Annotated in this window: 22 protein-coding genes and 2 pseudogenes; 9 read left to right on the plus strand and 15 right to left on the minus strand. The window is 72.1% G+C overall.

The genetic code is table 11. From position 1 onward, the window contains the following. Positions 1-18: 18 nt before the first annotated feature. Positions 19-894, minus strand: coding sequence for a sulfotransferase domain-containing protein (locus MCBG_RS09710; RefSeq protein ID WP_043325180.1), 876 nt, complete (start codon positions 892-894; stop codon positions 19-21). 321 nt (positions 895-1215) lie between these two features. On the opposite strand from MCBG_RS09710, the gene MCBG_RS34770 reads away from it, so the two are divergent. Further along, positions 1216-1341, plus strand: coding sequence for a hypothetical protein (locus MCBG_RS34770; RefSeq protein ID WP_255358599.1), 126 nt, complete (start codon positions 1216-1218; stop codon positions 1339-1341). A 45-nt stretch (positions 1342-1386) separates the two neighbouring features. Then, positions 1387-1812 (plus strand): VOC family protein, encoded by a 426-nt coding sequence (locus MCBG_RS09715; protein ID WP_043325181.1) that lies wholly within the window; start codon positions 1387-1389, stop codon positions 1810-1812. A gap of 3 nt (positions 1813-1815) precedes the next feature. On the opposite strand, the gene MCBG_RS09720 is transcribed toward MCBG_RS09715, so the two are convergent. Then, a complete protein-coding gene (locus MCBG_RS09720; RefSeq protein WP_223201147.1) occupies positions 1816-2790 on the minus strand; it encodes a BtrH N-terminal domain-containing protein in 975 nt (324 codons plus the stop codon). An 11-nt stretch (positions 2791-2801) separates the two neighbouring features. Further along, positions 2802-3929, minus strand: a complete 1128-nt coding sequence (locus tag MCBG_RS09725; protein WP_223201148.1) for a DUF3800 domain-containing protein — start codon at positions 3927-3929, stop codon at positions 2802-2804. 93 nt (positions 3930-4022) lie between these two features. On the opposite strand from MCBG_RS09725, the gene MCBG_RS09730 reads away from it, so the two are divergent. Together MCBG_RS09730 and MCBG_RS09735 are read left to right on the plus strand one after the other, a co-directional pair. Further along, entirely contained in the window at positions 4023-4964 is a 942-nt protein-coding gene (locus MCBG_RS09730; protein WP_043325183.1) for a daunorubicin resistance protein DrrA family ABC transporter ATP-binding protein, read from the plus strand. Next, a complete protein-coding gene (locus MCBG_RS09735) occupies positions 4961-5707 on the plus strand; it encodes an ABC transporter permease (RefSeq protein WP_043325184.1) in 747 nt (248 codons plus the stop codon). Before MCBG_RS09730 ends, MCBG_RS09735 begins: the two co-directional genes overlap by 4 nt. On the opposite strand, the pseudogene MCBG_RS09740 reads toward MCBG_RS09735, so the two are convergent. The 6 genes and pseudogenes from MCBG_RS09740 to MCBG_RS09765 all read right to left on the minus strand — a co-directional run bounded on the left by MCBG_RS09740 (position 5691) and on the right by MCBG_RS09765 (position 14358). Next, positions 5691-8605, minus strand: a pseudogene (locus MCBG_RS09740) (BTAD domain-containing putative transcriptional regulator). The gene MCBG_RS09735 and the pseudogene MCBG_RS09740 sit on opposite strands and share 17 nt — an antisense overlap. Positions 8606-8726: 121 nt before the next feature. Further along, positions 8727-9863, minus strand: a complete 1137-nt coding sequence (locus MCBG_RS09745; protein WP_369799360.1) for an acyl-CoA dehydrogenase family protein — start codon at positions 9861-9863, stop codon at positions 8727-8729. A 38-nt stretch (positions 9864-9901) separates the two neighbouring features. Then, a pseudogene (locus MCBG_RS09750) lies at positions 9902-10848 on the minus strand (NAD(P)-dependent oxidoreductase). An 8-nt stretch (positions 10849-10856) separates the two neighbouring features. Further along, positions 10857-12284 carry an aldehyde dehydrogenase family protein gene (locus tag MCBG_RS09755; RefSeq protein ID WP_043325186.1) on the minus strand — a complete coding sequence of 476 codons (1428 nt, stop codon included), beginning with the start codon at positions 12282-12284 and terminating at the stop codon, positions 10857-10859. A gap of 2 nt (positions 12285-12286) precedes the next feature. Continuing rightward, positions 12287-13324, minus strand: coding sequence for an ABC transporter ATP-binding protein (locus MCBG_RS09760; protein WP_043325187.1), 1038 nt, complete (start codon positions 13322-13324; stop codon positions 12287-12289). After that, positions 13324-14358, minus strand: coding sequence for an ABC transporter ATP-binding protein (locus MCBG_RS09765; protein ID WP_043325188.1), 1035 nt, complete (start codon positions 14356-14358; stop codon positions 13324-13326). The genes MCBG_RS09760 and MCBG_RS09765 overlap by 1 nt, the downstream gene beginning before the upstream one ends. 120 nt (positions 14359-14478) lie before the next feature. Here MCBG_RS09765 and MCBG_RS09770 point away from each other — a divergent pair, with 120 nt between their 5' ends. From MCBG_RS09770 to MCBG_RS09785, 4 genes are read left to right on the plus strand one after another with little or no spacing between them, the layout of a single operon-like run. Continuing rightward, positions 14479-15009 (plus strand): Lrp/AsnC family transcriptional regulator, encoded by a 531-nt coding sequence (locus tag MCBG_RS09770; protein WP_030499629.1) that lies wholly within the window; start codon positions 14479-14481, stop codon positions 15007-15009. A 19-nt stretch (positions 15010-15028) separates the two neighbouring features. After that, positions 15029-15976: a nickel ABC transporter permease gene (gene nikB / locus MCBG_RS09775; RefSeq protein WP_043325189.1), complete on the plus strand. Its 948-nt coding sequence runs from the start codon at positions 15029-15031 to the stop codon at positions 15974-15976. Further along, positions 15966-16871: an ABC transporter permease gene (locus MCBG_RS09780; RefSeq protein WP_223201149.1), complete on the plus strand. Its 906-nt coding sequence runs from the start codon at positions 15966-15968 to the stop codon at positions 16869-16871. The genes nikB and MCBG_RS09780 overlap by 11 nt, the downstream gene beginning before the upstream one ends. Positions 16872-16907: 36 nt before the next feature. After that, positions 16908-19094, plus strand: coding sequence for a thiamine pyrophosphate-dependent enzyme (locus tag MCBG_RS09785; protein WP_369799361.1), 2187 nt, complete (start codon positions 16908-16910; stop codon positions 19092-19094). Between the two features lie 62 nt (positions 19095-19156). On the opposite strand, the gene MCBG_RS09790 is transcribed toward MCBG_RS09785, so the two are convergent. The 5 genes from MCBG_RS09790 to MCBG_RS09810 form a co-directional block, all read right to left on the minus strand. Beyond that, positions 19157-20137 (minus strand): D-2-hydroxyacid dehydrogenase, encoded by a 981-nt coding sequence (locus MCBG_RS09790; protein WP_051611099.1) that lies wholly within the window; start codon positions 20135-20137, stop codon positions 19157-19159. Then, positions 20134-20334, minus strand: coding sequence for a tautomerase family protein (locus MCBG_RS09795; RefSeq protein WP_018786431.1), 201 nt, complete (start codon positions 20332-20334; stop codon positions 20134-20136). Before MCBG_RS09795 ends, MCBG_RS09790 begins: the two co-directional genes overlap by 4 nt. 1 nt (position 20335) lies before the next feature. Further along, a complete protein-coding gene (locus MCBG_RS09800; RefSeq protein ID WP_043325191.1) occupies positions 20336-21202 on the minus strand; it encodes a tetratricopeptide repeat protein in 867 nt (288 codons plus the stop codon). Positions 21203-21266: 64 nt separating this feature from the next. Continuing rightward, positions 21267-22880 (minus strand): ABC transporter substrate-binding protein, encoded by a 1614-nt coding sequence (locus MCBG_RS09805; RefSeq protein WP_158559980.1) that lies wholly within the window; start codon positions 22878-22880, stop codon positions 21267-21269. Positions 22881-22911: 31 nt separating this feature from the next. Then, on the minus strand, positions 22912-23967 hold the full coding sequence (locus MCBG_RS09810; RefSeq protein ID WP_043325193.1) for a dipeptidase: 1056 nt from the start codon (positions 23965-23967) through the stop codon (positions 22912-22914). Positions 23968-24403: 436 nt separating this feature from the next. On the opposite strand from MCBG_RS09810, the gene MCBG_RS09815 reads away from it, so the two are divergent. Further along, a complete protein-coding gene (locus MCBG_RS09815) occupies positions 24404-25039 on the plus strand; it encodes a helix-turn-helix domain-containing protein (protein ID WP_223201430.1) in 636 nt (211 codons plus the stop codon). Positions 25040-25109: 70 nt separating this feature from the next. Here the strand turns inward: MCBG_RS09815 and MCBG_RS09820 are convergent, their stop codons facing one another. Next, positions 25110-26201 (minus strand): alpha/beta hydrolase, encoded by a 1092-nt coding sequence (locus MCBG_RS09820; RefSeq protein WP_223201150.1) that lies wholly within the window; start codon positions 26199-26201, stop codon positions 25110-25112.

Consider the following 26201-nt stretch of genomic DNA (forward strand, 5'->3'; position numbering starts at 1 on the left):
AGGAGCATACGGCGACGGTCAGCGGGCCGGGGTCTCGTCCCGGGCGGGGTAGCCGAGGATCTCCGCGAGGTCACCGGCGGCGGCCGTGTACGCGGCGTAGATGTCGTCGTCGAAGTGGTTGCGCCAGTCGCCGGACGCGCCCTTGCGGTAGTGGGAGATCCGCCCGGGGGTTTCCTTCGACTTCTTCATCTTGGTGAAGCTGTAGCGGGCCAGCAGGGCCTCCAGCTCGGCCGGCGGCAGCGTGATCCCACAGTGCCGCAGAAGCTGGTCGACCTCTTCGGTCTGCCGCTCGCCGGTCAGGTCCTCGTAGCGGAACAGCCGGAACGTCTCGTCGCTCGGCGCGACCGCCCAGGACCGCATCTGCCCGAACTGCTTCTTGTCGCGCAGCCGGTCGATGACGTAGAGCATTCCCTCCTTCTTCGGCAGTTCCTGGAGGGCCTTGCGCGCCTGCGGGATGTCGCCCATCGGGGCGTGCGAGTTGCGCAGCGAGAAGTAGCTGGACACGACCACGTCGCGCGGGTCGCGGATCACGAAGAACGCGCGGTAGCTGCCGGCCTTGGGCACCGCCTCGAACCGCTTGTGGGAGAGGAAGATCGCCAGGCCGACGCGGCCGGCCGGCACCGGCGCGGTCGCGCCGCCGGAGTAGAAGCGCGGGTCGTAGGGCAGCAGCCCGCAGTGGCGGTAGACGGCCGGATCGCTGAACAGCGCCTTGATCCACTGGCTGCCGGTCTTGCGGACGGTGCAGTGGAAGATGTTGGCGAACTCGCTGCGGGCCGCCACCGGAACGGTGAGTCGCATACGGGCGTTGCGCGCTTCCATCTGCGCCCGCCGGGCCTTGACGCGCAGAGAATTCGGCGAATTGTGCTTGGCGAATTCAACGGCCCGATTAATCATTTCCCAACCTCATCCGGACCCCGCGGAGCAGGGGCAGCACGAACACCTTTCCGCACGCCACGCAGGTGAAATCCGCAGACCTCGCCTGCTCCGCCCCGCGCCCCGACGCGCCGCTAGGAATATCCCCGACGGTCCGATTAATGTCAATCCCGGTCACCTGGGAGAACGCTGAAAATCTACAATTTCTCTAGGAATTGCGGAATAAGGGCGAGGGTCAGGTCGCGGCGCGCAACACGTCCGCCATCGTCTGCTCATCGCGACGGCGGCCCGACCCGGCGGTCCTCGCCGGGCGCGGCGACCTGGCCGGGCGGGCTGTTCGCGGTGACGCTCGTGGCGCACGGGTCGGAGTTCGGCTGGAGGACGCCGTGGCGGGACCTGCTGATCGGGTTGCGCCGCCATCCGGACGCGGACGTGCGGGAGGCGGCGTACACGCTCGACATGAGCTGACCAGGCCGGACGTCGCCCTATGCTCGGGGCGTGACGCTTCAGCGGATGGACCACGTCAGCGTCGTGGTGGACGACCTGCCGGCCGCGATCGCCTTCTTCACCGAACTCGGCATGGAGGTGGAGGGCGAGATGCCGGTCGAGGGGGCCTGGGTGGACCGGGTCAACGGCATGGACGGCGTGCGTGTCGACATCGCGATGATGCGCACCCCGGACGGCCACGGCAAGCTCGAACTGACGCGGTTCCGGGCGCCGGCACTCGTCGCCGCCGAACCGTCGGACGCGCCGCCGAACACGCTCGGCCTGCGGTCGGTCATGTTCGCCGTGGACGACGTCGACGACACGGTGGCCCGGCTGCGGGCCCACGGCGGTGAGCTGATCGGTGAGGTGGCGGACTACGGGGACGTCTACCGGCTGTGCTACCTGCGCGGCCCTGCGGGCGTCATCGTGGCGCTGGCCGAGCAGCTGAGCTGACGCCTACCCCGCGTCGACGGCGGCCAGCACCGTCATCGCCTCGCGTTCACGGACGGCCAGGTCGGCGAGGACCGCCGAGGCGCGGGTCAGGTGGACCGCGTCGCCGGTCCGCCCGGCGGTGGCGATGTGGTCGGCGACGGCGGTCCACAGCGGCGCGATGTCGGCGTACATCAGCTGCGCCCGGCGCAGGTGGGCGTCGCCGGTGACGGTGGCGGCCTCGGCGAGGAAGTCCCGGTACATGGCGCGGAACAGCGCGCCGCCGGTTCCGCCGCGTTCTATCAGCGTCGCGGCGAGCGGCAGGTCACGTGCCGGGTCGGCGGCGCGGTCCAGCCAGCGGGTCACCCGGGCGGCGGCGGTGGCGATCCCCCGGTGGCCGAGGTTGGCGATCGGCGGGTCGAGGAACGCTGCGGCGTTGGCGCGTACCGCCGCGCGGATCGCCGTGCCCAGGTCCGGCGGGCCGCCGGGCGCGGTGAGCGTGTACGACAGGTGGCGCGCGGTCATCGGCCCCCGCGCGGCACGGGCCCGGGCCAGGCTGTCCAGCGTGGTGGTCACCGCGCCGCCCTGCTGGGCGGTGTCGACCAGGTGGGCGTGGGTGTCGTCGTAGCCGTAGATGGCGACGGTGTGCCCGCCGAAGTGGACCCGGGTGGTGAAGTAGTCCAGGTGGTACGAGTCCAGTTGCAGGCCGACCGGCTGCCCCGCGTCCAGCGCCTCGGTGACGTTGCGCCACGCCCTGGCCGCCGACGTCGTCTCCCGTACCCGAAGGTCCAGGCCGAGGCGGTGGGCGGCGGCGCGGGTCACGCACAGCGGCTTGGTGCGCCCGCCGAGGAACCGCACGTCCATGCTCTTGGCGTCCCAGTAGACGAAGCCGAGCCCCTCGCCGAGGCCGAACAGCATGGGCTCGGAGAGGTCCAGGCCCGCGTGCCGGGTCAGCACGCCGAGCGTGGTGGTCTCGCAGTGCAGTCCGGGGCGAGGCGTCACGCCACTCAGGATCACGTAGCCTCCTGTTCCGCCGGCTCGGCTGCGGCGTTCGGGGCGGGTGGGGACAGCAGCGGGCGCAGCGGCCCGTCGCCGGGCATCCGGCGAGCCACGCCGGCGAGCAGGTCGGCGGCCTGGACGCGCGGGTCGTCGCGCGAGTCGGTCATCACCAGCCCGGCCAGCGGCGAGGGGCCGGCCGGGTCGCCCGCGGCCAGCGCCGCCTGGAGGCGGCGGAGCCGGTCCTCGGTGAGCGCGCTCTGCTCGTCGTGGATCACCAGCACCCGCCGCAGGCCGGCGCTCCAGTGCAGGACGGTCTCGGCCAGCGCCGGCAGCAGCGGTTCCAGCGGTGGCGGGATCGTCCGGTCGCCCGCGTACAACCGGGCCTGCACGGCTGCCACGCGGGCCGGGTCGAGCGCGTCGAGGACCGCGCCGGCCCGCGTGTCGTCGACGTGGCGCCGCAGCACGTCGCGCGCGGCGAAGAACCGCTCGACGCTCCGGTCGTCGGCCCGGTCCCGCCGCTTGGTGCGCAGCATCTCGACCACTGCGGCGAGGAAGGCCGCCCAGTCGGGCCCGGCCGCCCGCCCGGCCCGGTGCAGCGCCGCCGCGGCCGGACGCCGGTCACCGGCGAGGCGGGTGCCCGCCGCGTAGGACGGCTCGGCCAGCAGCAGGTCGACGACCCGGGTGGCGAGGAAGAACTCCTTGTCGACGAGGTGCACGTGGGCCCGGCCGCGTAGCGCCGCCAGGAACCACTGCACCGCCTCGGCGGCTTCGCGACGGCGCAGGAACTGCCGGGACTTGACCTCGTCGGGCGAGAACCGGAACCCGGACCGCAGCGTACGGATCAGCTCGGCGGCTTCGTCGCGGCCCAGGTCGACACTGGCGTGGACGATCACCGGGGTGGCCGGGTCAAGCAGGTTGGTGCCGGAGAAGCCGGACTCGTCGCAGGCGATCTCCCGCACCGCGCCGGTCAGCGCCTCGCCGGGTGGCAGCCCGCCCTGAAGCGGCAGCCTCGCACCCGTCGAACCGGCCATGCCGACATGCTCGCCGACCTGGCGCGCCGGGGCCAGCCGATTCGGCGACGCCGGGACGGGAGCAGCCCGGTCGGCGGCGTCGAGCGCCTCCCGGAACGTCTCCCGATCCACGGCGGGACCGTACGCCGCCCCACCGACAAGCTGTCAGCGGCCGTGTCAGCGCCGTGTCAGGGCGGTGGCGGTGCGGCCGCCCATGGTGGTCGCATGACGAGTTCAGCGATAGCGGTCTCCGGGCTGCGCAAGGCGTACAAGGACCGGGTGGTGCTCGACGGCATCGACCTGGACGTCCCCGCCGGCACGATCTTCTCCCTCCTCGGCCCGAACGGGGCCGGCAAGACGACTGCCATCAACATCCTGACCACGCTGATCCGCGCCGACGCCGGATCGGTGCGGGTCGCCGGGCACGACGTGGTCACCGAGGCCAGGGCGGTACGCGCGGCGATCGGCGTGACTGGGCAGTTCGCGGCGGTGGACGAACTGCTCACCGGGCGGGAGAACCTGCAACTGATGGTCGACCTCGGGCCGCGCAACCGGGTGACCGGCAAGCGGGTCGTCGCCGAACTGCTGGAACGGTTCGACCTGGTCGAGGCCGCCGACAAGCTGGTGTCGACGTACTCCGGGGGCATGCGCCGCAAACTGGACCTCGCGATGACGCTGGTCGGCGAGCCGCGGATCATCTTCCTGGACGAGCCGACGACCGGGCTGGACCCGCGCAGCCGCCGGACCATGTGGTCGATCATCAGGGAGCTGGTCGCCGGCGGCGTGACAGTCTTCCTCACCACCCAGTACCTCGACGAGGCCGACCGCCTCGCCGACCGGATCGCGGTGCTCGACCAGGGCCGGCTGGTCGCCCAGGGCACGCCGGAGGAGCTGAAGCGCCGGATCCCCGGCACGCACGTGCGGTTGCGGTTCGGCACCGGCGCCGAACTGGACGCGGCGGCGCTGGTGCTGCCCGAGGCGGTACGCGACGAGGAGGCGCTGGCCCTGCGCGTGCCCACCGACGGCGGATCCGCGGCGCTGCGCGCCCTGCTCGACCGGCTCGACGCGCACGCGATCAGCGCCGACGACCTGTCCGTCCAGACCCCCGACCTCGACGACGTCTTCCTGGCCCTGACCGGCCGTACCCCGGAGGTGGCCGCCAAATGAGCCGCAACCACTCGGTCGTCATGCTGCGCCGCAACCTGACGCACCTGCGCCGCAACCCGACCTCGGTGTTCAACGCCGTGCTGATGCCGATCATCGTGATGCTGATGTTCGTCTACATGCTCGGCGACGCGTTCTCCGTCGGCGTCGACTACGTCGACTACGCGACGCCGGGCCTGATGCTGCTGGCGGTCTGCTACGGCCTCGGCGGCACCGCGACGTCGGTGAACTCCGACATGACCAAGGGCATCATCAACCGGTTCAAGGTCATGCACGTGTCCCGGGGCGCGGTGCTGACCGGCCACGTCGTGGCCACCGTGCTGACGAACGTCCTCGCGGTCGCGGCCCTGGTCGGGGTGGCGTTCCTGCTCGGCTTCCGCCCGGCCGCCGAGCCGCTGCACTGGCTCGGTGCGGCCGGCGTGGTGGTGCTGCTCAGCGTCGCGGTCAGCTGGTTCACCGTCGCGCTGGGCCTGTTCGCCAAGTCGCCGGAGTCGGCGGGCATGGCCTCCGTGCCGCTGGTCCTGCTGCCGTTCTTCAGCAGCGCGATCGTGCCCGCCGACAAGATGGGGCCGGGCCTGCGGCAGTTCGCCGAGTACCAGCCGTTCACGCCGATCATCGAGACGCTGCGCGGCCTGCTCGAGGGCGCGCCGTCGGCCGGCGACGTGATCCCCGCGCTCGCCTGGTGCGCCGGCATCGCTGTGGTCGGCTACCTGTGGGCGCGGTCCACGTTCACGAAGCGAGCGTGACCTCGACCAGTCGCTCCCAGCCGGTCTCCCGGCCCTGCGCGACCGCCTCGGCGAACCCCGCGTCGCCGAGGCGGTCGCGCGCCGCCGCCTCGATCCGGGGCACGTCGGGGTGGGTGCGGTCGGGCTGGCCGCGTACCGCGGTGGCGGCGCCGAGCAGCCGCGCCGCCTGGTCCGGCCGGTCCAGCCGCACCGCCAGGTCCGCGACACCGACGAGCACCTGCGCGGTCAGCGGCGCGTAGCCCCCCTCGCGCGCCGCGCGGCACGCCGCCGCCCGATGGGTACGCGACAGCTCGACGTCCTCGGCCAGGTAACCCAGCAGATCCTGGGTGCCCGCCCGGACACTGGCCAGGTCCGCCTCGTCGCCGAGCAGCGCCGACACGGACCGCAGCTGCGCGTACGCCTCGTCCGCGTCACCGTCGTGGCGGGCCAGGTACGCCCGGACCAGCGCCAGTTCGGCCAGCGCCCCCGGCCAGGCGACCCCGGCGGCGAGCCGGTACGCCTCGGCCAGCGCGTCGGCGCTCGCCGCCTCGTCGCCGCCCAGCCGGTACAGCCAGGACAGCCGTGCCCGCATCCGGATCACGTCCTCGACGGCGCCGACCTCGGTGACCGCCGTGACCGCCTGCTCGTAGTAGTCGCAGGCGCCGGCGACGTCACCGCGCACGGCGATCAGCTCGGCCAGTTCGCTGAGCGCGAACGAGATCCCGAAGCGTTCGCCCACCGCCCGGAACTCGGCGAGCGCCTGCCGCAGGCACGCCTCCGCCTGCGCCGCCTCCATGCCGAGGATGACCCGCAGCTTGCCCAGGTGCAGCCGGGCCAGCGCGCGTACCCACGGATCGTCGTGGTCGAGCAGCGACTCCCAGGCGGGCAGCAGCGCGTCCGGTTCCCGCAGCATCCGCTCCATCGGCACGACCAGGGCCAGCTCCGGGTGGCCGCCGCGACCCTCCCCGCTCAGCCGGTACGCCTTGTGGATCCACTCGGCCGCGTGCTGCGCGTCGCCCGGCCCGGAGCTGAGGAACAGCACCACCAGTCCGTACACCACGGCTCGGGTGTCGTCGGGCACGTCGCCGGGCGCCTCGGTGGCCGCGATGATCACTTCCATGCCCTCGGTGCGGTGTCCGCCGAGCCACCAGTACCAGCCGGCGCCGGCGGCGAGCCGCATCGCCTCGGGCCGAGCATCCGGTAGCGCGGCCCGGCGTCGCCGGCGGCGACCAGCAGCGACTTCTCGGTCAGCGCGGTGAGCAGGTCGAGCACGTCGGCCGGCGCGACGGCGCCGCCGGCGCAGACCCGCTCGGCCGCGTCCAGGCCCGCCCCGCCGGAGAACACCGACAGCCGGCGCAGCACCGCGCGTTCGGCGTCGCTGAGCAGTTCCCAGCTCCAGTCGACCATCGCGCGCAGCGTCCGGTGCCGGGGCAGGGCGGTCCGGCTACCGCCGGTGAGCAGCCGGAACCGGTCGTCGAGCCGGGTGGCGAGCTGGTCGACGGACATGGCGCGCAACCGTGCCGCGGCCAGCTCGATGGCCAGCGGCATGCCGTCGAGCGCGCGGCAGATCCGGGCCATGGTCACCGACGTGTGGCCGTCGTACGCCAGGTCGCGGCGGACGGCGGCGGCCCGGTCCCGCAGCAGGCGCACGGCGGGCGACGACTCGACCTCGGCGGCAGTGGCGTCGCCGCCGGGCAGGCCCAGCGGCGCGACCGGCCACAACGCCTCCCCGGTGATGCCCAGCGGCTCCCGGCTGGTGGCCAGGATCCGCAGCCGCCGGCACTCGCCGAGCAGCCGGTACGCCAGCGCCGCCGCCGCCTCGACGACGTGTTCGCAGTTGTCCAGGATCAGCAGCATCTCCCGGTCCCGGATCGCCGCCACCAGCCGGTCGACCGGCTCCGCGCTGCCCGCGTCGCCGAGCAGCGCGTCCCGCAGGCCGAGCCCGGAGATCGTCGCCTGCACCACGTCCCCGTCGGCGCTGACGGCCGCGAACTCCACCAGCCACACGCCGTCCGGCAGGTCGCCGGTCAAACGGCGTCCGGTCTCGGTGGCCAGCCTGGTCTTCCCGGAGCCGCCCGGGCCGGTGAGCGTGGTGAGCCGGTGCTCGGCCACCAGCGCACCGACCGCGGCGAGGTCGGCGTCCCGGCCGACGAAGCTGGTCAGCTCGGCGCGCAGGTTGGTCCGGCGGGTGTCCTCCCGGCGTACCGTCTCGCCGCGCAGCAGCGCGACGTGCAGCGCCGACAGTTCCGGGGACGGGTCGGTGCCCAAGGCGTCGGCGAGCGCGTCGGCGGTGCGCCGGTAGACGAGCAGCGCCTCGGTGTCCCGGCCGGCCGCGACGAGCGCGCGCATCAGCGCCATGGCGAGCCGCTCGCGCACCGGATGGGCGGCCACCAGGTCGGTCAGCTCCGGGATCAGGTCGGGCCCGGTCTCCGCGTCGTACCGGTCCTCGGTTGCGGTCAGGCGCAGCCGTTCCAGCCGGGTGGCCGCCGCGTCGAGCGCCGGGCTGTCGGGCAGGCCGATGTCGCGCAGCGCGTCGCCGCGCCACAGCCCGAGCGCCTCGCGCAGCAGCCGTACCCGCTGCGGCCCGTCGCCGTCGCGGGCCCGCAGCAGCAGGCGTTCGAACCGTACGGCGTCGACGGCGTCGGGCTCGACGGCGAGCCGGTAGCCGTCGGGCAACCCGTCGACGACGCCCGCCGGCAGCGCCTTGCGCAGCCGGGAGACGAGGCGTTGCAGCGCGTTGGCGGCGTCGGCGGGCGGCTGCTCGCCCCAGATCCAGTCGACGAGCGTCGCCTTCGGAACCACCCGGCCGGGCTGGAGCGCGAGGGCGGCCAGCAGCCCGCGCAGCCGCGCGCCCGGCACATCGGCCGGGACACCGGCGTCCGTGGTGACCTGGAACGGCCCGAGCAACCCGATCTGCACCCGCCGATCCTGCCACGCCCTGCGATTCGATCCGGTCCGCCGGGCGCGGGGCTCAGGTGGCCAGGCGCAGGTGCCGGACCCGGCCCGGATCGCCGATCCGGGCCGGGACCACGCTCGCCGGTCAGCGGAAGGCCGCGTGACCGGTGAGCGTCTGCCCGATGATGAGCTGGTGCACCTCGGAGGTGCCCTCGTAGGTGAGCACGGATTCCAGGTTGTTCGCGTGCCGCAGCACCGGGTAGTCGAGCGTGATGCCGGCCGCGCCGAGGATCGTCCGGCACTCGCGGGCGATGGCGATGGCCTCCCGCACGCTGTTGAGCTTGCCCAGGCTGATCTGCCGGTGGTCCAGCGTGCCGGCGTCCTTCAGCGTGCCGATCTGCATCGCCAGCAGCATCCCCTTGCCCAGTTCCAGGGCCATGTCGGCGAGCTTGAGCTGGGTGGCCTGGTACGCGGCGAGCGGCTTGTCGAAGATCTGCCGGCTGCGGGCGTACGCCACAGTGGTCTGCAGGCAGTCGTGCGCGGCGCCGAGCGCGCCGAAGACGATGCCGAAGCGGGCCTCGTTGAGGCAGGTCAGCGGCCCGGACAGGCCGGCCGCGCCGGGCAGCATCGCGTCGGCGGGCAGCCGGACGTCGTCGAGGATCAGCTCGGAGGTCACCGACGCGCGCAGGGAGAGTTTGCGGGTGATCTCCGGCGCGGTGAACCCGGGCGTGCCGGCCGGTACGACGAAGCCCCGGATGCCCTCGTCGGTGCGGGCCCAGACCACTGCGACGTCGGCGACCGAGCCATTGGTGATCCACATCTTGGTGCCGTTGAGCACCCAGTCGCCGCCGTCGCGGCGGGCCCGGGTGAGCATGCCGGCCGGGTCCGAGCCGAAGTCCGGTTCGGTCAGCCCGAAGCAGCCGATCGCCTCGCCGGCGGCCATCCGGGGCAGCCACTCGCGCTTCTGCTCCTCGGAGCCGAACCGCCAGATCGCGTACATGGCCAGCGAGCCCTGCACCGAGACCAGGGACCGCAGGCCCGAGTCGCCCGCCTCCAGTTCGAAACAGGCCAGGCCGTACGCGACGGCCGAGGTGCCGGCGCAGCCGTAGCCCTCCAGGTGCATCCCGAGCACGCCGAGTTCACCGAGGTCCCGGGCCAGTTCCCGTACCGGCAGCCGGCCCGCCTCGTACCAGCCGGCGATCTCCGGCCGGATCCGCCGGTCCACGAAGCCGCGCACGGCGGCCTGGAGTTCCCGGGTGTCGTCGTCGACGAGCGTGTCCACACCGAAGTAGTCGAGGGCGGACGCGGGGACGGTCAGTGTCACGTACGGGTTCCTTCCAGGTGGGCGAGGACGCCGCGCGCCACGGCGACGGCCATCGCGTCGAGCGCGTCGGTGGTCATCGCCGCCATGTGCGGGGTGGCGAGGACGCGGGGGTGGTGCAGCATCGGGTCGTCGGCGGCGGGCGGTTCGGGCGCGAACACGTCGACCGCGTAGCCGCGCAGCCGGCCGGCGTCGAGCGCGGCGAGCACCGCAGCGCCGTCGACCACGCCGGCCCGCGCGGTGTTGACGAGCAGCGCGTGCGGCCGCATCCGGGCCAGCGCGGCGGCGCCGATCAGGCCGGTGGTCTGCGGCGTTGGGGCACGTGCAGGCTGACCACGTCCGATTCGGCGAGGAGCCGGTCCAGGTCCACCAGGTGTACGCCGTCCGGCGGCTCGGTGACCGCCACGTCGTACCCGAGGACCGTCATGCCCATCCCGCGGGCGCGGGCGGCGACGCCCCGGCCGATCGCGCCGAGGCCGACGAGTCCCAGCGTGCGGCCGGTGAGCATGGTGCCGGTCAGTCCGGCGGCAACGACCGAGCCGGGCAGTGACCGGCCGGGCGGGAAGCCGCCGGCGGCAAGCGTGGTCACGGCGGGGGTGAGCTGCCGGGCGAGCGCGAGCGCGGCCAGCACGACGAACTCGGCCACCGACTCGGCGTTGGCGCCGGGCGTGCCGACGACGGGGACGCCGAGCCGTTGCGCGGCGGCCAGGTCGATGCCGTCCAGCCCGGCGCCGTGCCGGCCGACGACCTTGAGCCGGGGCGCGGCCTCCAGCATCGCGGCGGTCACCGGTGAGGAGCGCACCACGAGCGCGTCGGCGGTGGCGAGCGGCCCGGCGGCGAGCGCGGCGGGGTCGGTGAGGTGGGCGACGCGTACCTCACCGGCGGCGTGCAGCAGCCGCATCCCGGCCTCGGCGATGGGCTCGGTGAGCAGGATCTGAGGGGACATTGCCGTCCTTACCAGCCGGTGTAGCAGGTCACCGGCACGCTGTAGAAGTCGCGGGCGTAGCCGCCCTGCTCGCGGGGGCCGTGGTTGGACGCCCCGGTGCCGCCGAACGGCAGGTGCAGTTCGGTGCCGGCGGTGGGCAGGTTGACGGTGACGATGCCGGCGCGGGCGTCGCGCTTGAACCGTTCGGCAGCAGACAGGGAGGTGGTGACGATCCCGGCGGACAGCCCGTAGTCGGTGTCGTTGGCCAGCTCGATCGCCTCGTCGAGGTTCTCGGCGCGGATCACGCAGGACACCGGGCCGAAGATCTCCTCCCGGGCCACCCGCATGTCGTTGTGCGCGCCGACGAGCAGGGTGGGCCGCATGAACTGCCCGTCGTGCGTACCGCCGGCCGCCACCGCCGCGCCCTCGTCGCGTCCGATCCGGACGTAGTCGAGGTTCTGGTCGAGCTGGCCGGCGCTGACCACCGGGCCGAGCTGGCTGTCCGGGTCTAGCGGGTCGCCGACCCGCAGCGCCTGCGTCGCCTCGGCCAGCGCCGCGACGAACCGGTCGTGGATGCCGGCCGTCACGATCAGCCGGCTGGACGCGGTGCAGCGCTGGCCGGTGCTGAAGAAGCTGCCGTCCAGCGCGCAGCGCACCGCCACGTCCAGGTCGGCGTCGTCGCAGATTACGAGCGGGTTCTTGCCGCCCATCTCCAGCTGGAACCGCTTGTTGCCGTGGGCGATGCAGCGCTGGGCGACGTGCGCGCCGGTGCGGGTGCCGCCGGTGAACGAGATGCCCTGGAGTCCGTCGCTGGTGAGCAGTTCCTCCCCGACCACCGAGCCGGCGCCGACGACAAGGTTGAACACGCCGGGCGGGACACCGGCGTCGGCGATGATCCGGGCGAGCTCCCCGGCGCTGGCGGGTACCAGCTCGGCGGGTTTGAGCACGACGGTGTTGCCGTACGCGAGCGCCGGCGCGACCTTCCACGCCGGAATCGCCAGCGGGTAGTTCCACGGCGTGATGATCCCGACCACGCCCAGTGGACGGCGGCGGACCTCGGCGTGCACGTTCGGGCGGGTGGAGGCGTAGACCTCACCGGTGGGCTGGAGCAGCTGGTGGGCGTAGTAGCGGAACGTCTGGCCGGCGCGGACGACCTCGCCGCGGGCCTCGGCGAGCAGCTTGCCCTCCTCGCGGGCGAGCAGCGTGGCGAGGTCGTCGGCGCGGTCCAGGATGGTGGCGCCGATGCGGTCCAGCATCCGCATCCGGTCGCCGACGGGCAGCTTCGCCCATCCGGGACCGGCCCGGCGGGCCGCATCGACCGCCGCGCGGGCGGTGTCCCGGTCGGCGACCGCGTACTCGCTGACGACCTCGCCGGGGCGGGCCGGGTTGAGGTTCGGCCGGCGTTCGCCGTCGACCCACTCGCCGTCGACCAGGTTGCGGTGGTACGGAACGGACACGTCTACCGCCCCGCGCCGGCGGCGGCGAGCGGCTCGCCCCGCGGGTCGGTGTTCTCCGGGAAGTGGCAGGCGACCTGGTGCCCGGCGCCGGTGAGCTTCGGCGTCTCGGTCGCGCAGATGTCCTGCGCCTTCCAGCAGCGGGTCCGGAAGCGGCAGCCGGACGGCGGGTTCAGCGGGCTGGGCACGTCACCGCTGAGGATCACCCGCCGGCGCTCGGTCTCGACCAGGGGGTCTGGGATCGGCACCGCCGAGAGCAGGGCCTGGGTGTAAGGGTGGCGCGGCCGGTCGTACATGTCCTCGCACTCCCCCACCTCCACGACCGAGCCGAGGTACATCACCGCGATGCGGTCGCAGAGGTGCCGCACGACGGCCAGGTCGTGGGCGATGAACATCATGGTCAGGCCCAGTTCCTCCTGGAGTTCCTCCAGCAGGTTGACGATCTGCGCCTGCACCGAGACGTCGAGCGCGGAGACCGGCTCGTCGGCGACGATGAACTGCGGGTTGCTGACCAGGGCGCGCGCGATGCCCACGCGCTGGCGCTGGCCACCGGAGAACTCGTGCGGGTACCTGTCGTGCCACTTCTCGCTTAGCCCGACCATCTGCATGGTCTGCAGCGCCTTGGCCCGCCGCCCGGCCGCCGGCAGGTCGGAGTGCACGAGCAGCGGCTCCTCGATCAGCTCGCCGACGGTCATCCGGGGGTTCAGCGAGGCGAACGGGTCCTGGAAGATCATCTGCATCTGCCGGCGCATGGCCCGCATCCGCCGCCGGTCCAGCGTGGTCAGTTCGGTGCCGTCGAACGTGACGGTGCCCTGGCTGGGCTTGAGCAGCTGGAGAATGGCGCGGCCGGTGGTGGACTTGCCGCAGCCGGACTCACCGACCACGCCGATGATCTCGCCGCGCCGGACGTCGAGGTCCACGCCGGAGACCGCGCGCAGCCGGGCCGGCAGCATCGAGCCGCGTACCGGCACCTTGAAGTCGACGGCCAGGTCACGCACGCGCAGCAGCGGGTCCGGGGCGGTGTCGGGGGCAGGGGTCGTCATCAGCGCACCTCCGCGCTCTGGTCGGCGAAGCGGTCCTCGGTGGTCAGCCAGCCGCCCTGGTCCGCCGGGCGCATGCCCCAGCAGCGGGTGAGCTGGTCGCGGGCCGGGACGGTGGTCAGGCCGGGCGCCTTGTCCTGGCAGACGTCGCGGGCGTGGACGCAGCGCGGCGCGAAGCGGCAGCCGGGTGGGATCTCCGACAGCTCCGGCGGGCGGCCGGCGATCGGGCGCAGCTTGCCGCCGCGGGCCTGGTCGAGGCGGGGCACCGAGCCGAGCAGACCCCAGGTGTACGGCATCTGCGGCTGGTGGAACAGGTCGACGGTCCCGGCGCGCTCGACGATCTGGCCGGCGTACATGACGTTGACGCGCTCGGCCATGCCGGCGACCACGCCGAGGTCGTGCGTGATGAACAGGACCGCGGTGCGCGTCTCCAGGGCCAGTTCCCGCAGCAGGTCCAGCACCTGCGCCTGGATGGTGACGTCGAGCGCGGTGGTGATCTCGTCGGCGAGGATCAGCCGCGGCCGGCAGGAGAGCGCCATGGCGATCATGACGCGCTGGCGCATGCCGCCGGAGAGCTGGTGCGGGTACGAGCTGAGCCGGGTCTCCGCCGCCGGGATCCGCACCATGTCCAGCAGCTCGACCGCCCGCTTGCGCGCGGCCCGGCGGCTCATCCCGAGGTGCAGTTCCAGCGCCTCGGTCATCTGCCGCCCCACGGTCAGCACCGGGTTCAGCGAGGTCATCGGATCCTGGAAGATCATCGAGATGCCCTTGCCGCGCACCGCGCGCAGGTCCCGTGCGGACAGTTTCAGCAGGTCCCGCCCCTCGAAGAGCACCTGGCCACCGGTCACCTGGCCGGCCGGCGGCACGATCAGCCCCATGATGGACTGAGCGGTCGCCGACTTCCCGCAGCCGGACTCGCCGACGAGGGCGACCATCTCCCCTGCGTCGACAGTGAACGACACCCCGTCCACCGCCGTCACCGAGCCCCGCGCGCCGCGGAATTCGGTGCGCAGGTCCCGGACCTCCAACAAGGCCATCGATCCCCCTGAGTTAGACTCCCGAACGCCACCATTCGTCATCCGGGAGTGTTGCACAGACGATGTTCGTCGTCTAGGCTCCCGGCAGCGACGAATTCCGTCACTAAGAGTTGGAGCGAGATGGCATCCAAGAGCTCGATCGAGAAAGATCGCAGCATCATCCGGGAGCTCGTTCAGGATCCACGGCAGACGAACGTCGCGCTGGCGGCGAAGGTCGGCCTCTCCGAGGGATCCGTACGACGCCGGGTGGAACGGCTTGTCACCGAGGGTCAGCTGCAGTTCGCCGCGATTCCCAGCGCCGCCTTCATGGGGCGGCCGGTGCACACGCTGTTCGAGATCCAGAGCGCTCCGGGTGCCACAGAAAGGCTCATCGACAAGCTCGCCGGGATGCCGGAGATCGCGTACGTCTACCACGTGACCGGCCAGTTCGACATCATCGCCGTCGGCTACTTCGCCTCCAGCAACGCCATGCGGCGGTTCTGGACGGAGCGGCTGGGCAACCTCGACGGGGTGATGGAGAGCCGGTCGGTGATGGTGCTACGGGTCGCCAAGCGCGCGCACGAATGGGCGCGCGACATCGCCGTCACGGGGGACGAGGAAGCCGGCTGGGACGCGGAAGCCGACCCCGGCACACCCGGCGCTGACACCTGACCGACCGGAGAAACCCGCAATGCTGCGCATCACGTTGACCCGTCTCTTATCGGTTATTCCAGTCCTTTTCGGGATCTCGGTGATCTCATTCCTGGTCATCCGCATGATCCCCGGCGACGTGATCAGCTCGATCATGGGTCAGGACTTCGGCGACCCCGCGATCGAGGCGGAGATGCGCCGCTACTTCGGGCTCGACATGCCCGTGTACGAGCAGTTCCTGAGGTGGCTCGGCGCCCTGGTCCAGGGCGACTTCGGCACCTCGATGCGCACCGGCCAGCCGGTGCTCGAAGAGATCATGCAGCGCCTTCCGTCCACGCTGCTGCTGGCCGTGTCGGCGCTGCTGGTCTCGATCCTCATCTCCATCCCGCTCGGCGTGCTCAGCGCCACCAAGCGCAACGGACTGCTGGACGCCACCACCCGGGTCGGCTCGCTGGTCGGGCTGTCGCTGCCGAACTTCTGGCTCGGCATCCTGCTGGTGTACGTCTTCTCGGTGTCGCTGGGCTGGCTGCCGTCCCAGGGCGCGGGTGAGGGTGAGGGCTCCTGGGGCACCCTGAAGCACCTCATCCTCCCCGCCGTGACGCTCGGCTCCAGCCTCGCCGCGATCAGCATGCGGATGACCCGCTCCAGCATGCTGGAGGTGCTCAACCAGGACTACGTACGCACCGCCCGGTCCAAGGGCCTCGGCGAGCGCGTGGTCATGACCCGGCACGCGCTGCGCAACTCGCTGATCCCGGTCGTGACGGTGCTGGGCATCCAGGCCGGCGCGCTGCTGGGCGGCACGGTCATCGTCGAGCAGGTGTTCGCCTGGCCGGGCCTGGGGACGATGGTCATCCGCGGCATCTCCCAGCGCGACTACCCGGTCGTCCAGGGCACCCTGCTCTTCCTGGCCTTCTTCTACGTCGTCGTCAACTTCCTCGTAGACCTCATCTACACCTACCTGGATCCGAGGTTGCGCAGTGGTCACTGACACCGCCCCCGACCGCCGCCCCGCCGAGGCGGCGTCCACTCGCCGGACCCCCCGCAGCCTGGAGTTGCTACGCCTGATCTGGCGCGACCGGGTGGGCGCCATCGGCCTGGTCATCGTGGTGCTGATGGTCGGCGCGGCGGCGCTGGCCCCGCTCATCGCCCCGTACGACCCGACCGCCATGTCCAACCAGCGGCTCGCCGCGCCCGGCGGCGACTTCCTGCTCGGCGCCGACGAGGCCGGCCGCGACCTGCTCAGCCGCGCCCTGTACGGCGCACGCACCTCGCTGACGGTCAGCCTGATCGTGGTGACCTGCGCGGGCGCGATCGGCGTCCTGCTCGGACTGCTCGCCGGCTTCTACCGGGGCTTCCTCGACGCGATCATCACCCCGGCCACCGACATCATGTTCGCCTTCCCCACGCTGCTGCTCGCGCTGGCGGTCGTCGCCGCCCGGGGCCCCGGCACCGAGAACCTGATCCTGGCCCTGATCCTCGTGTTCATCCCGAGCTTCGCCCGGGTCGTACGCGGCACGGCGATGTCGGTGCGCCGCGAGCCGTACGTGGAGTCCGGCCAGGCGGTCGGGCTCACCAACGCCCGGCTGATCATCAAGTACATCCTGCCCAACTCGGTCGCCCCGATCGCGGTGCAGTTCACCACGAGCCTGGCCACCGCCATCCTGGTCGAGGCGTCCCTGGGCTACCTCGGGCTCGGCGTGCAGCCGCCCCAGCCGTCCTGGGGGTCGATGCTCTCCAGCGGCAAGGCGTTCATGGAGATGTCGATCTGGCCGTCGGTCGTCCCCGGCGTCTGCATCATGATCGCGGTGCTGGGCTTCAACCTGCTGGGCGACACCCTCCGCGACGTGCTCGACCCGCGACTGCGCGGCCGTTCCAGCCGCTGACCCCTCGCACCCCCGGCAAGGAGCAACGTGGAAACCATCGACGAACACCTGGTTCGTCAACTGTCGGAATGGTCGGCGGGCGCCGCGGCGCCCGCCGACCCGTCGCCGGACGTCGAGATCGACGCCGGCCTGCTGCTCGACTACTTCGACGCCCAGATCCAGAGCCGCCACCTCGACCTCGCGTTGCGCTGGCTGCAGTCGAAACGGGAGGGCTTCTACACGATCGGATCCAGCGGCCACGAGAGCAACGCCGCCGTCGCGCTGGCGCTGCGACCGACCGATCCGGCGCTGCTGCACTACCGGTCCGGCGGCTTCTACGCCGCCCGGGCCGGGCAGGTCCCCGGCTCCACCCCGATCACCGACGTGCTGCACTCCGCCGCCGCGTCCCGGCGGGACCCGATCTCCGGCGGCCGGCACAAGGTGTTCGGGCACCGGGCGCTGAACGTCATCCCGCAGACCTCGACGATCGCCTCGCACCTGCCCCGCGCGATGGGCATGGCGTTCGCGCTGGAGCGGGGCGTCGGCGACACCGGTTACCCGGCCGACGCGGTGGTGGTGTGCAGCTTCGGCGACGCCTCGGCCAACCACTCCACCGCGGCGGGCGCGCTGAACGCCGTCGGGTGGGCCGCCCACCAGGGGCTCGGGATGCCGGTGCTGTTCGTCTGCGAGGACAACGGCATCGGCATCAGCACCCGGTCCCCGCACGGCTGGGTGGACCGGATGCTGTCCGCGCTACCAGCCCTGGACTACACCGCCGTCGACGGCGCCGATCCCGCGCGGCTGCTCGCCGTCGCGGGCGAGGTGGCCGATCGGGTACGCGCCGGACGCCGCCCTGCCGTGCTGCACCTGCGCACGGTCCGGTTCATGGGCCACGCCGGTTCCGACGCCGAGCTGGCGTACCGGTCCCGGTCGGAGATCCTCGCCGACTACGCCCGCGACCCGCTGCTGGCCACGGCGGCGGTGCTGGCCCGGCGCGGCATCCTCGCCCCGGCCGAGAGCCTGGCCCGCTACGAGCAGGCCCGCAAGCTGGTCATGGACCAGGCCGAGGCGATGCTCGGGCGGGTCGAGCGGCTGCCCGACGCGGCTGCGGTGACCGCTCCGCTGACCGAACGCCGGACCGACCGGGTCAGCGCGGCCGCCGGACGGGCCGGCGCCGGACGGGAGAAGGTGTTCGGCGGCCGGCTCCCCGAGTCGCGCGGGCCGCTCACGCTCGCCCAGTCGGTCAACGCCGCGCTGCACGACGCGCTGCTCACCTGGCCGCAGGCGCAGGTCTTCGGCGAGGACGTGGCCCGCAAGGGCGGCGTCTACGGCGCCACCCGCGGGCTGCGCAAGGCGTTCGGCGCGAACCGCGTGTTCGACACGCTGCTGGACGAGCAGACCATCCTCGGGGTGGCGCTCGGCGGCGCGCTGGCCGGCACGCTGCCGATCCCGGAGATCCAGTACCTCGCCTACCTGCACAACGCCGAGGACCAGCTGCGCGGCGAGGCCGCCTCACTGCGGTTCTTCTCCGACGGGCAGTACGGCAACGGCATGGTGGTCCGGATCGCCGGGCTGGCGTACCAGAAGGGGTTCGGCGGGCACTTCCACAACGACAACTCGGTGGCGGTGCTGCGGGACATCCCCGGCCTGGCGCTGGCTGTCGCCTCCCACCCGGCCACCGCGCCGGCGCTGCTGCGGCAGTGCCTCGCGCTGGCCGAGCAGGAGAAGCGGGTCTGCGTGTTCCTGGAGCCGATCGCGCTCTACCACACCCGTGACCTGCACAGCGACGGCGACGGCGGCTGGCTGGCCCGGTACGCCCCGCCGGACCAGTGGGCGGCCACCGAGGCGCCGCTCGGACAGGTCCGGACCGTACGCGACGGCGACGACCTGGCGCTCGTCACGTTCGGCAACGGCGTGCCGATGAGCCTCCGGGTGGCCGAGACGCTGGCCGCCGAGCGGGGCGCCGGCACCCGCGTCGTGGACCTGCAGTGGCTCGCGCCGTTGCCGGCCGCGAGCATGCTCGCCGCGCTCGACGGCGTACCCCGGGTGCTGGTGGTGGACGAGACCCGGGCCGGCGGCGGCGTCTCCGAGGCGGTGGTGGCCGCCCTGGTCGACGCCGGTTACCCGGGGCGGATCTCCCGCGTCAACAGCGTCGACAGCTACGTCCCGCTGGGCCCGGCGGCCGACCACGTCCTGCTCGGTGAACACGACGTGCTGACGGCGGCCCGCGCGCTGCTCGACTGACGTACGGCACGACGAAGGCGGCCCACCGGATCGATCCGGTGGGCCGCCTCTCGTTCGGACGCTCAGTACCCCAGGTCGGGCTGCCGCTTCAGGCCGGCCAGCTGCTCGCCGGCCAGGTAACGCTCCAGGTTGACGCAGAAGTCGGCGTAGAGCCGCTGGAGGTTGCCGGTGCCGCGGAACGACGTGTGCGGGGTGATGGTGGTGTTCGGCAGGTCCCACAGCCGGTGGTCGGCCGGCAGCGGCTCCTCCTCGAACACGTCCAGCACCGCGCCGGCGATCCGGCCGGACCGCATCGCGTCGACCAGGGCGTCCTCCACCACGAGAGCGCCCCGCCCGACGTTCACCAGCACCGCCGACTCCTTCATCGCCGCGAAGTGCTCGGCGTCGAAGAAGTAGCGGTTCTCGGTGGTCAGCGGCATGGCCAGGACCACCGAGTCGGCCTCCGGCAGCACGGCCATGTGCTCGGCGTACGGGATCACCCGGTCGAAGCCCTCGGCCGCGGTGCCGGAACGGTTCACCCCGATCACGTCGACGCCGAGGGCCCGGGCCCGCCAGGCCACCTCGCCGCCGATGCCGCCGGTGCCGAAGACGAGCATCGTGCTGCCGATGAAGTCCCGGCCGGTGATCCGCACCCACTCCCGGCGCTCCTGCGCCTCCCGGTGTTCCGGGAACGCGCGGAAGCGCATCAGCACGGCGCCGATGGCGTACTCGGCGATCGGCACGTTGTAGGAGTTGGGCGACCGGGTGTAGAGCAGCCCTTCGGCGAGGCGGCGCTGCATCAGCTCGCCGCCCACCCAGTCGAACCCGGCCGCGGTGATCTGCACCCACCGCAGCCGGTCGCACTTGGCCAGCAGCTCGTCGAAGGTGTCCTCGTTCATCGCGCTGCGCAGGATCACCTCGGCGTCGAGCCACTCGTCGCGTACCGGCTCACCGTCCGGTACCGGGCTGAACCGGCACTGCGGGAACCGCTCCCGCAGCTGCGGGAGCAGGTCCGACAGGTTGGGCGTGAGCAGGATGTGCGGTCCCGCGGCGGCGCCGGTCACGAGGACTCCTGCGCACGCTTCCGGTTGTTGTACGTCACGCCGCCCTTGGCCCAGTTGTCGTACGACACCTCGTAGAGCAGGACGTGGGTGTTCTCGCGCGGCGAGCCGTACTTGACCAGCACGTCGGTCAGGTCGGCGATCATCGCTTCCTTGGTGGCCTGGTCCCGCTTGCCGATCTCGGCACGGATGATTGCCATCTCAGTTCTCCTTGCTCGTGGTCGCGAAGTCCGGGTTGCGCTCGTACTCGGCCTTGACTGCCAGGTACGCGAAGGCGTGCGTGACGCGGGTCTTCAGCACCCCGTCGAACACCTCACGCGCCTTGTCGACGTCACCGTTGTAGTAGTGCCAGTTACCGAGGCCGTACCCCTGGGTGACGGTCTTGAGGCTGTTGCCGTCGCACATCGCCCACAGCTCGTCCGGACCGATCTCGCCGGTGTAGAGCTTCATCCGGCCCTCGTAGCCGACCAGGTGCGGCTCGTCGACCAGGTCGACAGTGCGGAACCGGTCGAGCACCTCCTCGGCCTCGGCGGTCCGGCCGAGGCGCCGCAGCGCCATGTACTGCCAGTCCTGCGACGCGACCAGGCCCTCCTGGTGCCGGGACGCCTTCTCCGACTCGGCGAAGCTGGGCAGGCAGCCCTCCAGGTCACCGGCGAGGTACTGGGCGACGCCCAGGTGGTACCAGACGGAGGCGTGCAGCGTGGTGTTGTAGCGGCCGAGGATCTCCGGGTTCGCGGCGGCGTCGGTGTCGCTGAGGTGCTGCGGGCGCACGTCCTCGGGCCGGCCGAGGATCAGGCTGACGACGTCCTTCTCCACCTCCGGCTGGTACATCTCGTACTCGTCCTCGACGCCGGCGAGCTGGTCGGCGGCGGCGCGCAGGTCCGCGATCGCGCCGGCGTAGTCACTGATGGAGATCCGCCGGTGGCCGCGGAAACGCAGCAGGCGCGGGCTGTCCGGTTCCAGTTCGAGCGCCTCGGTGAGCAGCGCCACGGACTCCTCGTGCTTGCCCAGGTAGCCCTTCAGCCGGGCGGCGATGACGTAGCGATGGGTCAGGGGTACGGCCGTCATGGATTGCCTTTCGTCGCGGTGCGGCGGAGGGGACGCCGTGGGCCGGCGTCCCCTCCGCGACTCGTCAGCGGTCGAGCCAGAGGTGCCGGTAGAAGCGGTAGGTCGGCGTGGGGTCACCCCGGTAACCCATGACGTCCTTCTGCACGACGTCGAAGTCGGCGTTCAGGAAGGTCATGGCCACCGGGCCCCGCTCGGCCAGGATCTTCTCGGCCTGCTGGTAGAGCTGGGCGCGCTTGTCCTTGTCCAGCTCGGAGCGGGCCTTGACGATCAGGTCCTCGTACTCCGGGTCGGACCAGTTGCCGTAGTTCAGGCCGCCGCCCTTGAGGAAGCTGGCGGTGAACCGCTCGTCCGGGTCGTAGGTCAGGCCGAAGCCGGACTGGTACATGTCGAAGTCCCCGGACTTCGTCTTGGTGTCGGCGATGGTGGACTCGACCGACTCCAGCGTCACCTTGATGCCGATCTTGGCGAGCTGCTGCTGCTCCACCTCCGCCGAGCGCACCTGGAACGCCGAGGTGGCGATCACCATGAGCTTGGCGTCGAAGCCGTTCGGGTAACCCGCCTCGGCCAGCAGCGCCTTGGCCTTCTCGATGTCGGGCTTGCCGTACACCGGCTCCTTCAGCGCGCCGAAGCGGTCCGGCGGCAGGTAGCCGGCGTTGAGCGCGGTGCCGAAGCCGGAGTTGGCGACGTTCAGGATCTCCTGCCGGTCCAGCGCCAGGTAGATGGCCTGCCGGACCTTGACGTTGTCGTACGGCGCCTTCGAGGTGTTCAGCCGCAGGTGCAGCGACAGCGAGCCGGAGCCGCCGTACCACTTGAGCTTCTCGTCGCGCTTGAGCGCGTCGATGAACTCGGGCGCGGGCCGCCACAGGAAGTCGACGGTGCCGCTGCGCACGGCGGCGGCGCGGGCGTTGTCGTCCGGGTTGAACGTGAAGTCCAGCCCGTCCAGGTACGGAACCCCGGACTCCCAGTACTTGTCGTGCTTGTCCAGCTTGATGGCCTGGCCGGTGGTCCGGGCCGCGAGCTTGAACGGCCCGCTGCCGCCGTCGACGCTGCCGTTGAGGTCGCCCTGCTTCTCGACCACGGTCCGGTCGACGATCGACGACGCGGCGGTGGACAGCAGGGTCAGGATGGCGGCGTTGGGCTTGGCCAGCTTCATCACGACGGTACGCTCGTCGGGCGCCTCGACCGAGGTGATGCCCTCGTAGCTGCGGGCGCGCGGCGCCCGGGTGGCCGGGTCCTTGATCCGCTCGATCGAGTACTTCACGTCGGCGGCGGTCACCTTGCGGCCGCTGTGGAAGTACGCGTTGTCGCGCAGCTTGAACGTCACGGTCTGGCCGTCCGCGCTCAGCTCCCACGACTCGGCGATCGCCGGCTTGATCTCGCCCCGGTACGACTGCACGAGCGACTCGTAGATCTGCTCGTTGATGACGAAGGCCGAGGTCTCCGACATCCGGTGCGGGTCGAGTTCGTTGGCGTCCAGCCGGATCATGATCCGCAGGCGGCCACCGGACTTCGGCGTGCCGGCGGCCTGCGTCTCGTCCTCGAGCTTGACGTTGCTGGTGAGGCCGTCGCTGGCGTTGCCACCGGACTTGCCCGACGGCGGCTCGCCGCCTCCGCAGCCGGCCGCGAGCGTCGTCACGACGCCCACCGCCAGCGCTCTCATCAGAATTCGGGTACGCATCAGTCTCCTTGGCAGTGTCACGATTAGCGCTTCATCGCGCGGCCGGCTTCCATGCCTCCCCATAGACCCGAAGCCAGTTGCCGCCGAGGATCTTGATCACGTCCTCCGGCGAGAATCCGCCGGCCAGAAGCGCCTCGGTGATGTTGGGGAAGTCCGCGGCGTCGTCCATGCCGATCGCCCGGCGCTCCTCCCATCCGAAGTCACCGAGCAGGTTCTGGTGCTCCTTCGAGTTCGCCTGCGCGATGCTCTTGAGCTGCGCGATCCGCATCTCCTCGGTCCACGTCTCGTCGTAGTCGGTGGCGACGGCGACGTGGTCGACGCCGGCCACCTCCACCACTCGGCAGACGTGCTCCACGAAGCGGGTCAGGTCCGGACGACGGGACGGGTCCTCCGGGTGGTACAGGAACCCCGACAGGGTGGTGATGCCCATGACGCCGCCCTGCTCGGCGAGGCGCCGCAGGTATCCGTCCGACTTGGCGCGGATGTGCGGCGACAGCGCGTCGCAGAAGGCGTGCGTGACGACGACCGGCTTGTCCGAGGCGTCCATCGCGTCCAGGCCGGTGCGCTCGCCGCTGTGCGAGACGTCGACCAGCACGCCCAGCTCGTTCATCGCCTTGACGAAGGCGCGGCCCCGGTGCGTCAGCCCCGAGTCGGTGTCCTCGCCGCAGCCCGCGCCGAGCAGGTTCTGCCGCTGGTAGGTCAGCTGAAGGATGCGGACGCCCAGGTCGTGGAACGTGCCGAGCAGGTCGAGGTCACCCCCGATCATCTCGGTGTCCTGCGGGCCGAGGATGACGGCCTCCTTGCCCTCGGCCTTGGCCCGGTGGATGTCGTCCACGGTCAGGGCGAGCAGCACCTCGTCCGGGTGTGCGTCGATCCACCTGCGGCAGCGGTTGACCTCGCGCAGGGCGGTGACGGTGTCCGCGTACGGCCGGGTGACCGTGTGGTTGACCGCGGTGACGCCTCCTCGCCGGATCCGGTCGAGGTGGGCGTCGCTCAGCTCGATGACCGTGCTTCCGTCCACCACTGTTGCGGCGGCGTGCAGGTCGGCGGCGGAACGAACGGGTTGGGCGGTGGCGGCAGTCTTCACGTCATCTCCAGATCATCGGAAGATGCCGAGACTCTACGAGCCACGCCAGTTATTGTCCATGAAATCTCAGCAACTCGTCGGTAGACAGCTTTGAAGCGACGAATTTCGTCGTTATAGCTCTAGCAAACCGATCGAGGGCGCCCGTCCGGCGCGAATCCGCCATAGCGCGAGAAGACCCTTATGGACGACAAGTAGGCACAGTCGCGACGGGCACTCGTGCCGGAGCGCGCACAGTGGACCGCAGCGGATGGCCGGCCGTACGACTGCGAACAGACGATCGCGCTGGACGCGACGGTGCCGGCACCACGGCTTCGCCGCCGCGGCGGACCGGAAATGCCGGCGCTCCACCCCTCGCACAAGTGCGGGCATGTTCGATAGGATCGAACATCCCGGGCGGATCCCCCCGCCACCGCAACAGGAGGTCCCCGTGCGGTCCATGGACAGTCAGCCGCCGTCGGAGCAGGCCGCCTCCGGCGGCCCCGCGGACGAGAGCACCCCGGTGGGGGTGGTCGGCGCCCGGATCCGGCGCTACCGCAAGGAGCGCGGGCTCACCCTGCGCGGCCTCGCCTCCCGCTCCGGCCTGTCGATCGGCTTCCTGTCCCAGGTCGAGCGCGGCATCTCCTCGATCGGCCTGACCGCGCTGGGCAGCGTCGCCAAGGCCCTCGACAAGTCGGTGGCCGACTTCTTCGACGCCGGCAACGGCACGTCCGACAGCAACGTCTCCCAGCTTCCCCGGCACTTCACGCTGACCAGGGCGGAGACGTCGGCAACGCAGTACGTGTCGGGGCAGCAGACCTACCGCATGCTCTCGGACCGGGGGCCGGACCTGGTGCTGGAGCCGATGCTCGTGCACATCGCGCCGGGCGGGCGGCGGGAGAACGCGTACGGCCACCGGGGCGAGGAGTTCGCCTACGTCATCTCCGGCGAGCTGCTCTACGAGGTCGAGGGCGTGGAGCACCGGCTGTGCCCGGGCGACAGCGTGCACCTGCGCTCGTCGGTGCCGCACCAGATGTACAACGACACCGACTCGGTCACCACAGTGGTCTCGGTGGTCACGCCCCGGCTGTTCTGACCGGCGCCACCAACCGCCCTCCGTGTTCACCTACGTGAACTCGGAGGGCGATTCGGTTGCGGGCGCGACGTCAGCGACCGAGGCGGGCGTCCACTGCCGTCATGGTGTCCCGCCAGATGTCCGACGCCGGGTCGATGACGGCGAAGTGGTCCCCCGGCTGTTCCAGGTGGCGGATCTCGTCGCCCGCGGCTGCCGCCGCCGCGGCGTAACGCCGGTTGGCGTCGACGAGGTCGAGACTGTCCGCGGTCCCCTGCACGAGCAGCGTGGGCACCCCTGTCGGCAGCCGCAGCATCGGGTCGCTCTCGGCGTACCGGCGCGGGGCCGTGGCCGGTGAGCCGCCCAGCGCCGCGGCGATCGCGCCGTCACCGAGGTAGCGCCGCTCGCCCTCGGTGAGGTCGAGCACCCCGGCCAGCGACACCGCGAGCGCGACGCGCGGACCGCCCGTACGCGTGGCAAGGTCCGCCGCGGCGCGCAGCGCGAGCTGCCCGCCGGCCGAATGGCCCAGCACCACGATCCGCTCCAGGTCGATCGGCCGGTCGGCGGCGATGTCCCGCAGCGCGGTGAGGCCGGCTTCGACGTCCTCCGTGGTGGCGTCCCAGCCGTGCCGGTCCGGACGCCGGTACTCCAGGTTCCAGGACGCGTAGCCTCGGGCGGCCAGATCGACGGCGAGCGCGTCCATCAGGTCCGCGCCCCAGACCGACCGCCAGAATCCGCCGTGCAGCAGCACCGCGACCGGCGCCGGCCCGGTGTGCGGGCCCGACGGCAGCCGCAGGTCACCCCACTGCTCCGGGCCGGGACCGTAGGCAATCCGATCGGCCGGCGCGCGGAAGCGGTGCACGGCGTGCCGGATAGCCCAGGTCACGCCCCACAGTCCCCGGCCGGCCAGGTGGACCGCGCCGGGGACCGGCGTCTCGACGGTGAGGTCGTACCAGACCGCGTGCGGCGGCTGCGCGCCGATCAGGGCGCGGGCCGGTGTGGTGGGGCCGGGCAGCACCACAGTCGGGCCCTGCGCCGCGGCGAGCAGCGAGCGCAGCTCGTCGGCCGAGGCGGCGGTGACGACCGTGCCGGTGCTGTCCAGCTCGGCGCTGCTGGTGGCGACGAGCGACGCCAGCAGTTCGGTGTCGGCCACCAGGCCGGGGCCGACCACGACGGTGAGCCGCAC

This window comes from Micromonospora sp. M42, from assembly GCF_000568915.1.
In the GTDB taxonomy this organism is placed as follows: domain Bacteria; phylum Actinomycetota; class Actinomycetes; order Mycobacteriales; family Micromonosporaceae; genus Micromonospora; species Micromonospora chalcea.

What these genes read in the sequence shown, in the direction of transcription:
- MCBG_RS09710 (WP_043325180.1), bottom strand. Translation starts at nt 894, where the DNA reads ATGATTAATCGGGCCGTTGAATTCGCCAAGCACAATTCGCCGAATTCT.
- MCBG_RS09715 (WP_043325181.1), top strand. Translation starts at nt 1,387, where the DNA reads ATGGACCACGTCAGCGTCGTGGTGGACGACCTGCCGGCCGCGATCGCC.
- MCBG_RS09730 (WP_043325183.1), top strand. Translation starts at nt 4,023, where the DNA reads ATGACGAGTTCAGCGATAGCGGTCTCCGGGCTGCGCAAGGCGTACAAG.
- MCBG_RS09735 (WP_043325184.1), top strand. Translation starts at nt 4,961, where the DNA reads ATGAGCCGCAACCACTCGGTCGTCATGCTGCGCCGCAACCTGACGCAC.
- MCBG_RS09760 (WP_043325187.1), bottom strand. Translation starts at nt 13,324, where the DNA reads ATGACGACCCCTGCCCCCGACACCGCCCCGGACCCGCTGCTGCGCGTG.
- MCBG_RS09765 (WP_043325188.1), bottom strand. Translation starts at nt 14,358, where the DNA reads ATGGCCTTGTTGGAGGTCCGGGACCTGCGCACCGAATTCCGCGGCGCG.
- MCBG_RS09770 (WP_030499629.1), top strand. Translation starts at nt 14,479, where the DNA reads ATGGCATCCAAGAGCTCGATCGAGAAAGATCGCAGCATCATCCGGGAG.
- nikB (WP_043325189.1), top strand. Translation starts at nt 15,029, where the DNA reads ATGCTGCGCATCACGTTGACCCGTCTCTTATCGGTTATTCCAGTCCTT.
- MCBG_RS09795 (WP_018786431.1), bottom strand. Translation starts at nt 20,334, where the DNA reads ATGGCAATCATCCGTGCCGAGATCGGCAAGCGGGACCAGGCCACCAAG.
- MCBG_RS09800 (WP_043325191.1), bottom strand. Translation starts at nt 21,202, where the DNA reads ATGACGGCCGTACCCCTGACCCATCGCTACGTCATCGCCGCCCGGCTG.
- MCBG_RS09805 (WP_158559980.1), bottom strand. Translation starts at nt 22,880, where the DNA reads ATGCGTACCCGAATTCTGATGAGAGCGCTGGCGGTGGGCGTCGTGACG.
- MCBG_RS09815 (WP_223201430.1), top strand. Translation starts at nt 24,404, where the DNA reads ATGGACAGTCAGCCGCCGTCGGAGCAGGCCGCCTCCGGCGGCCCCGCG.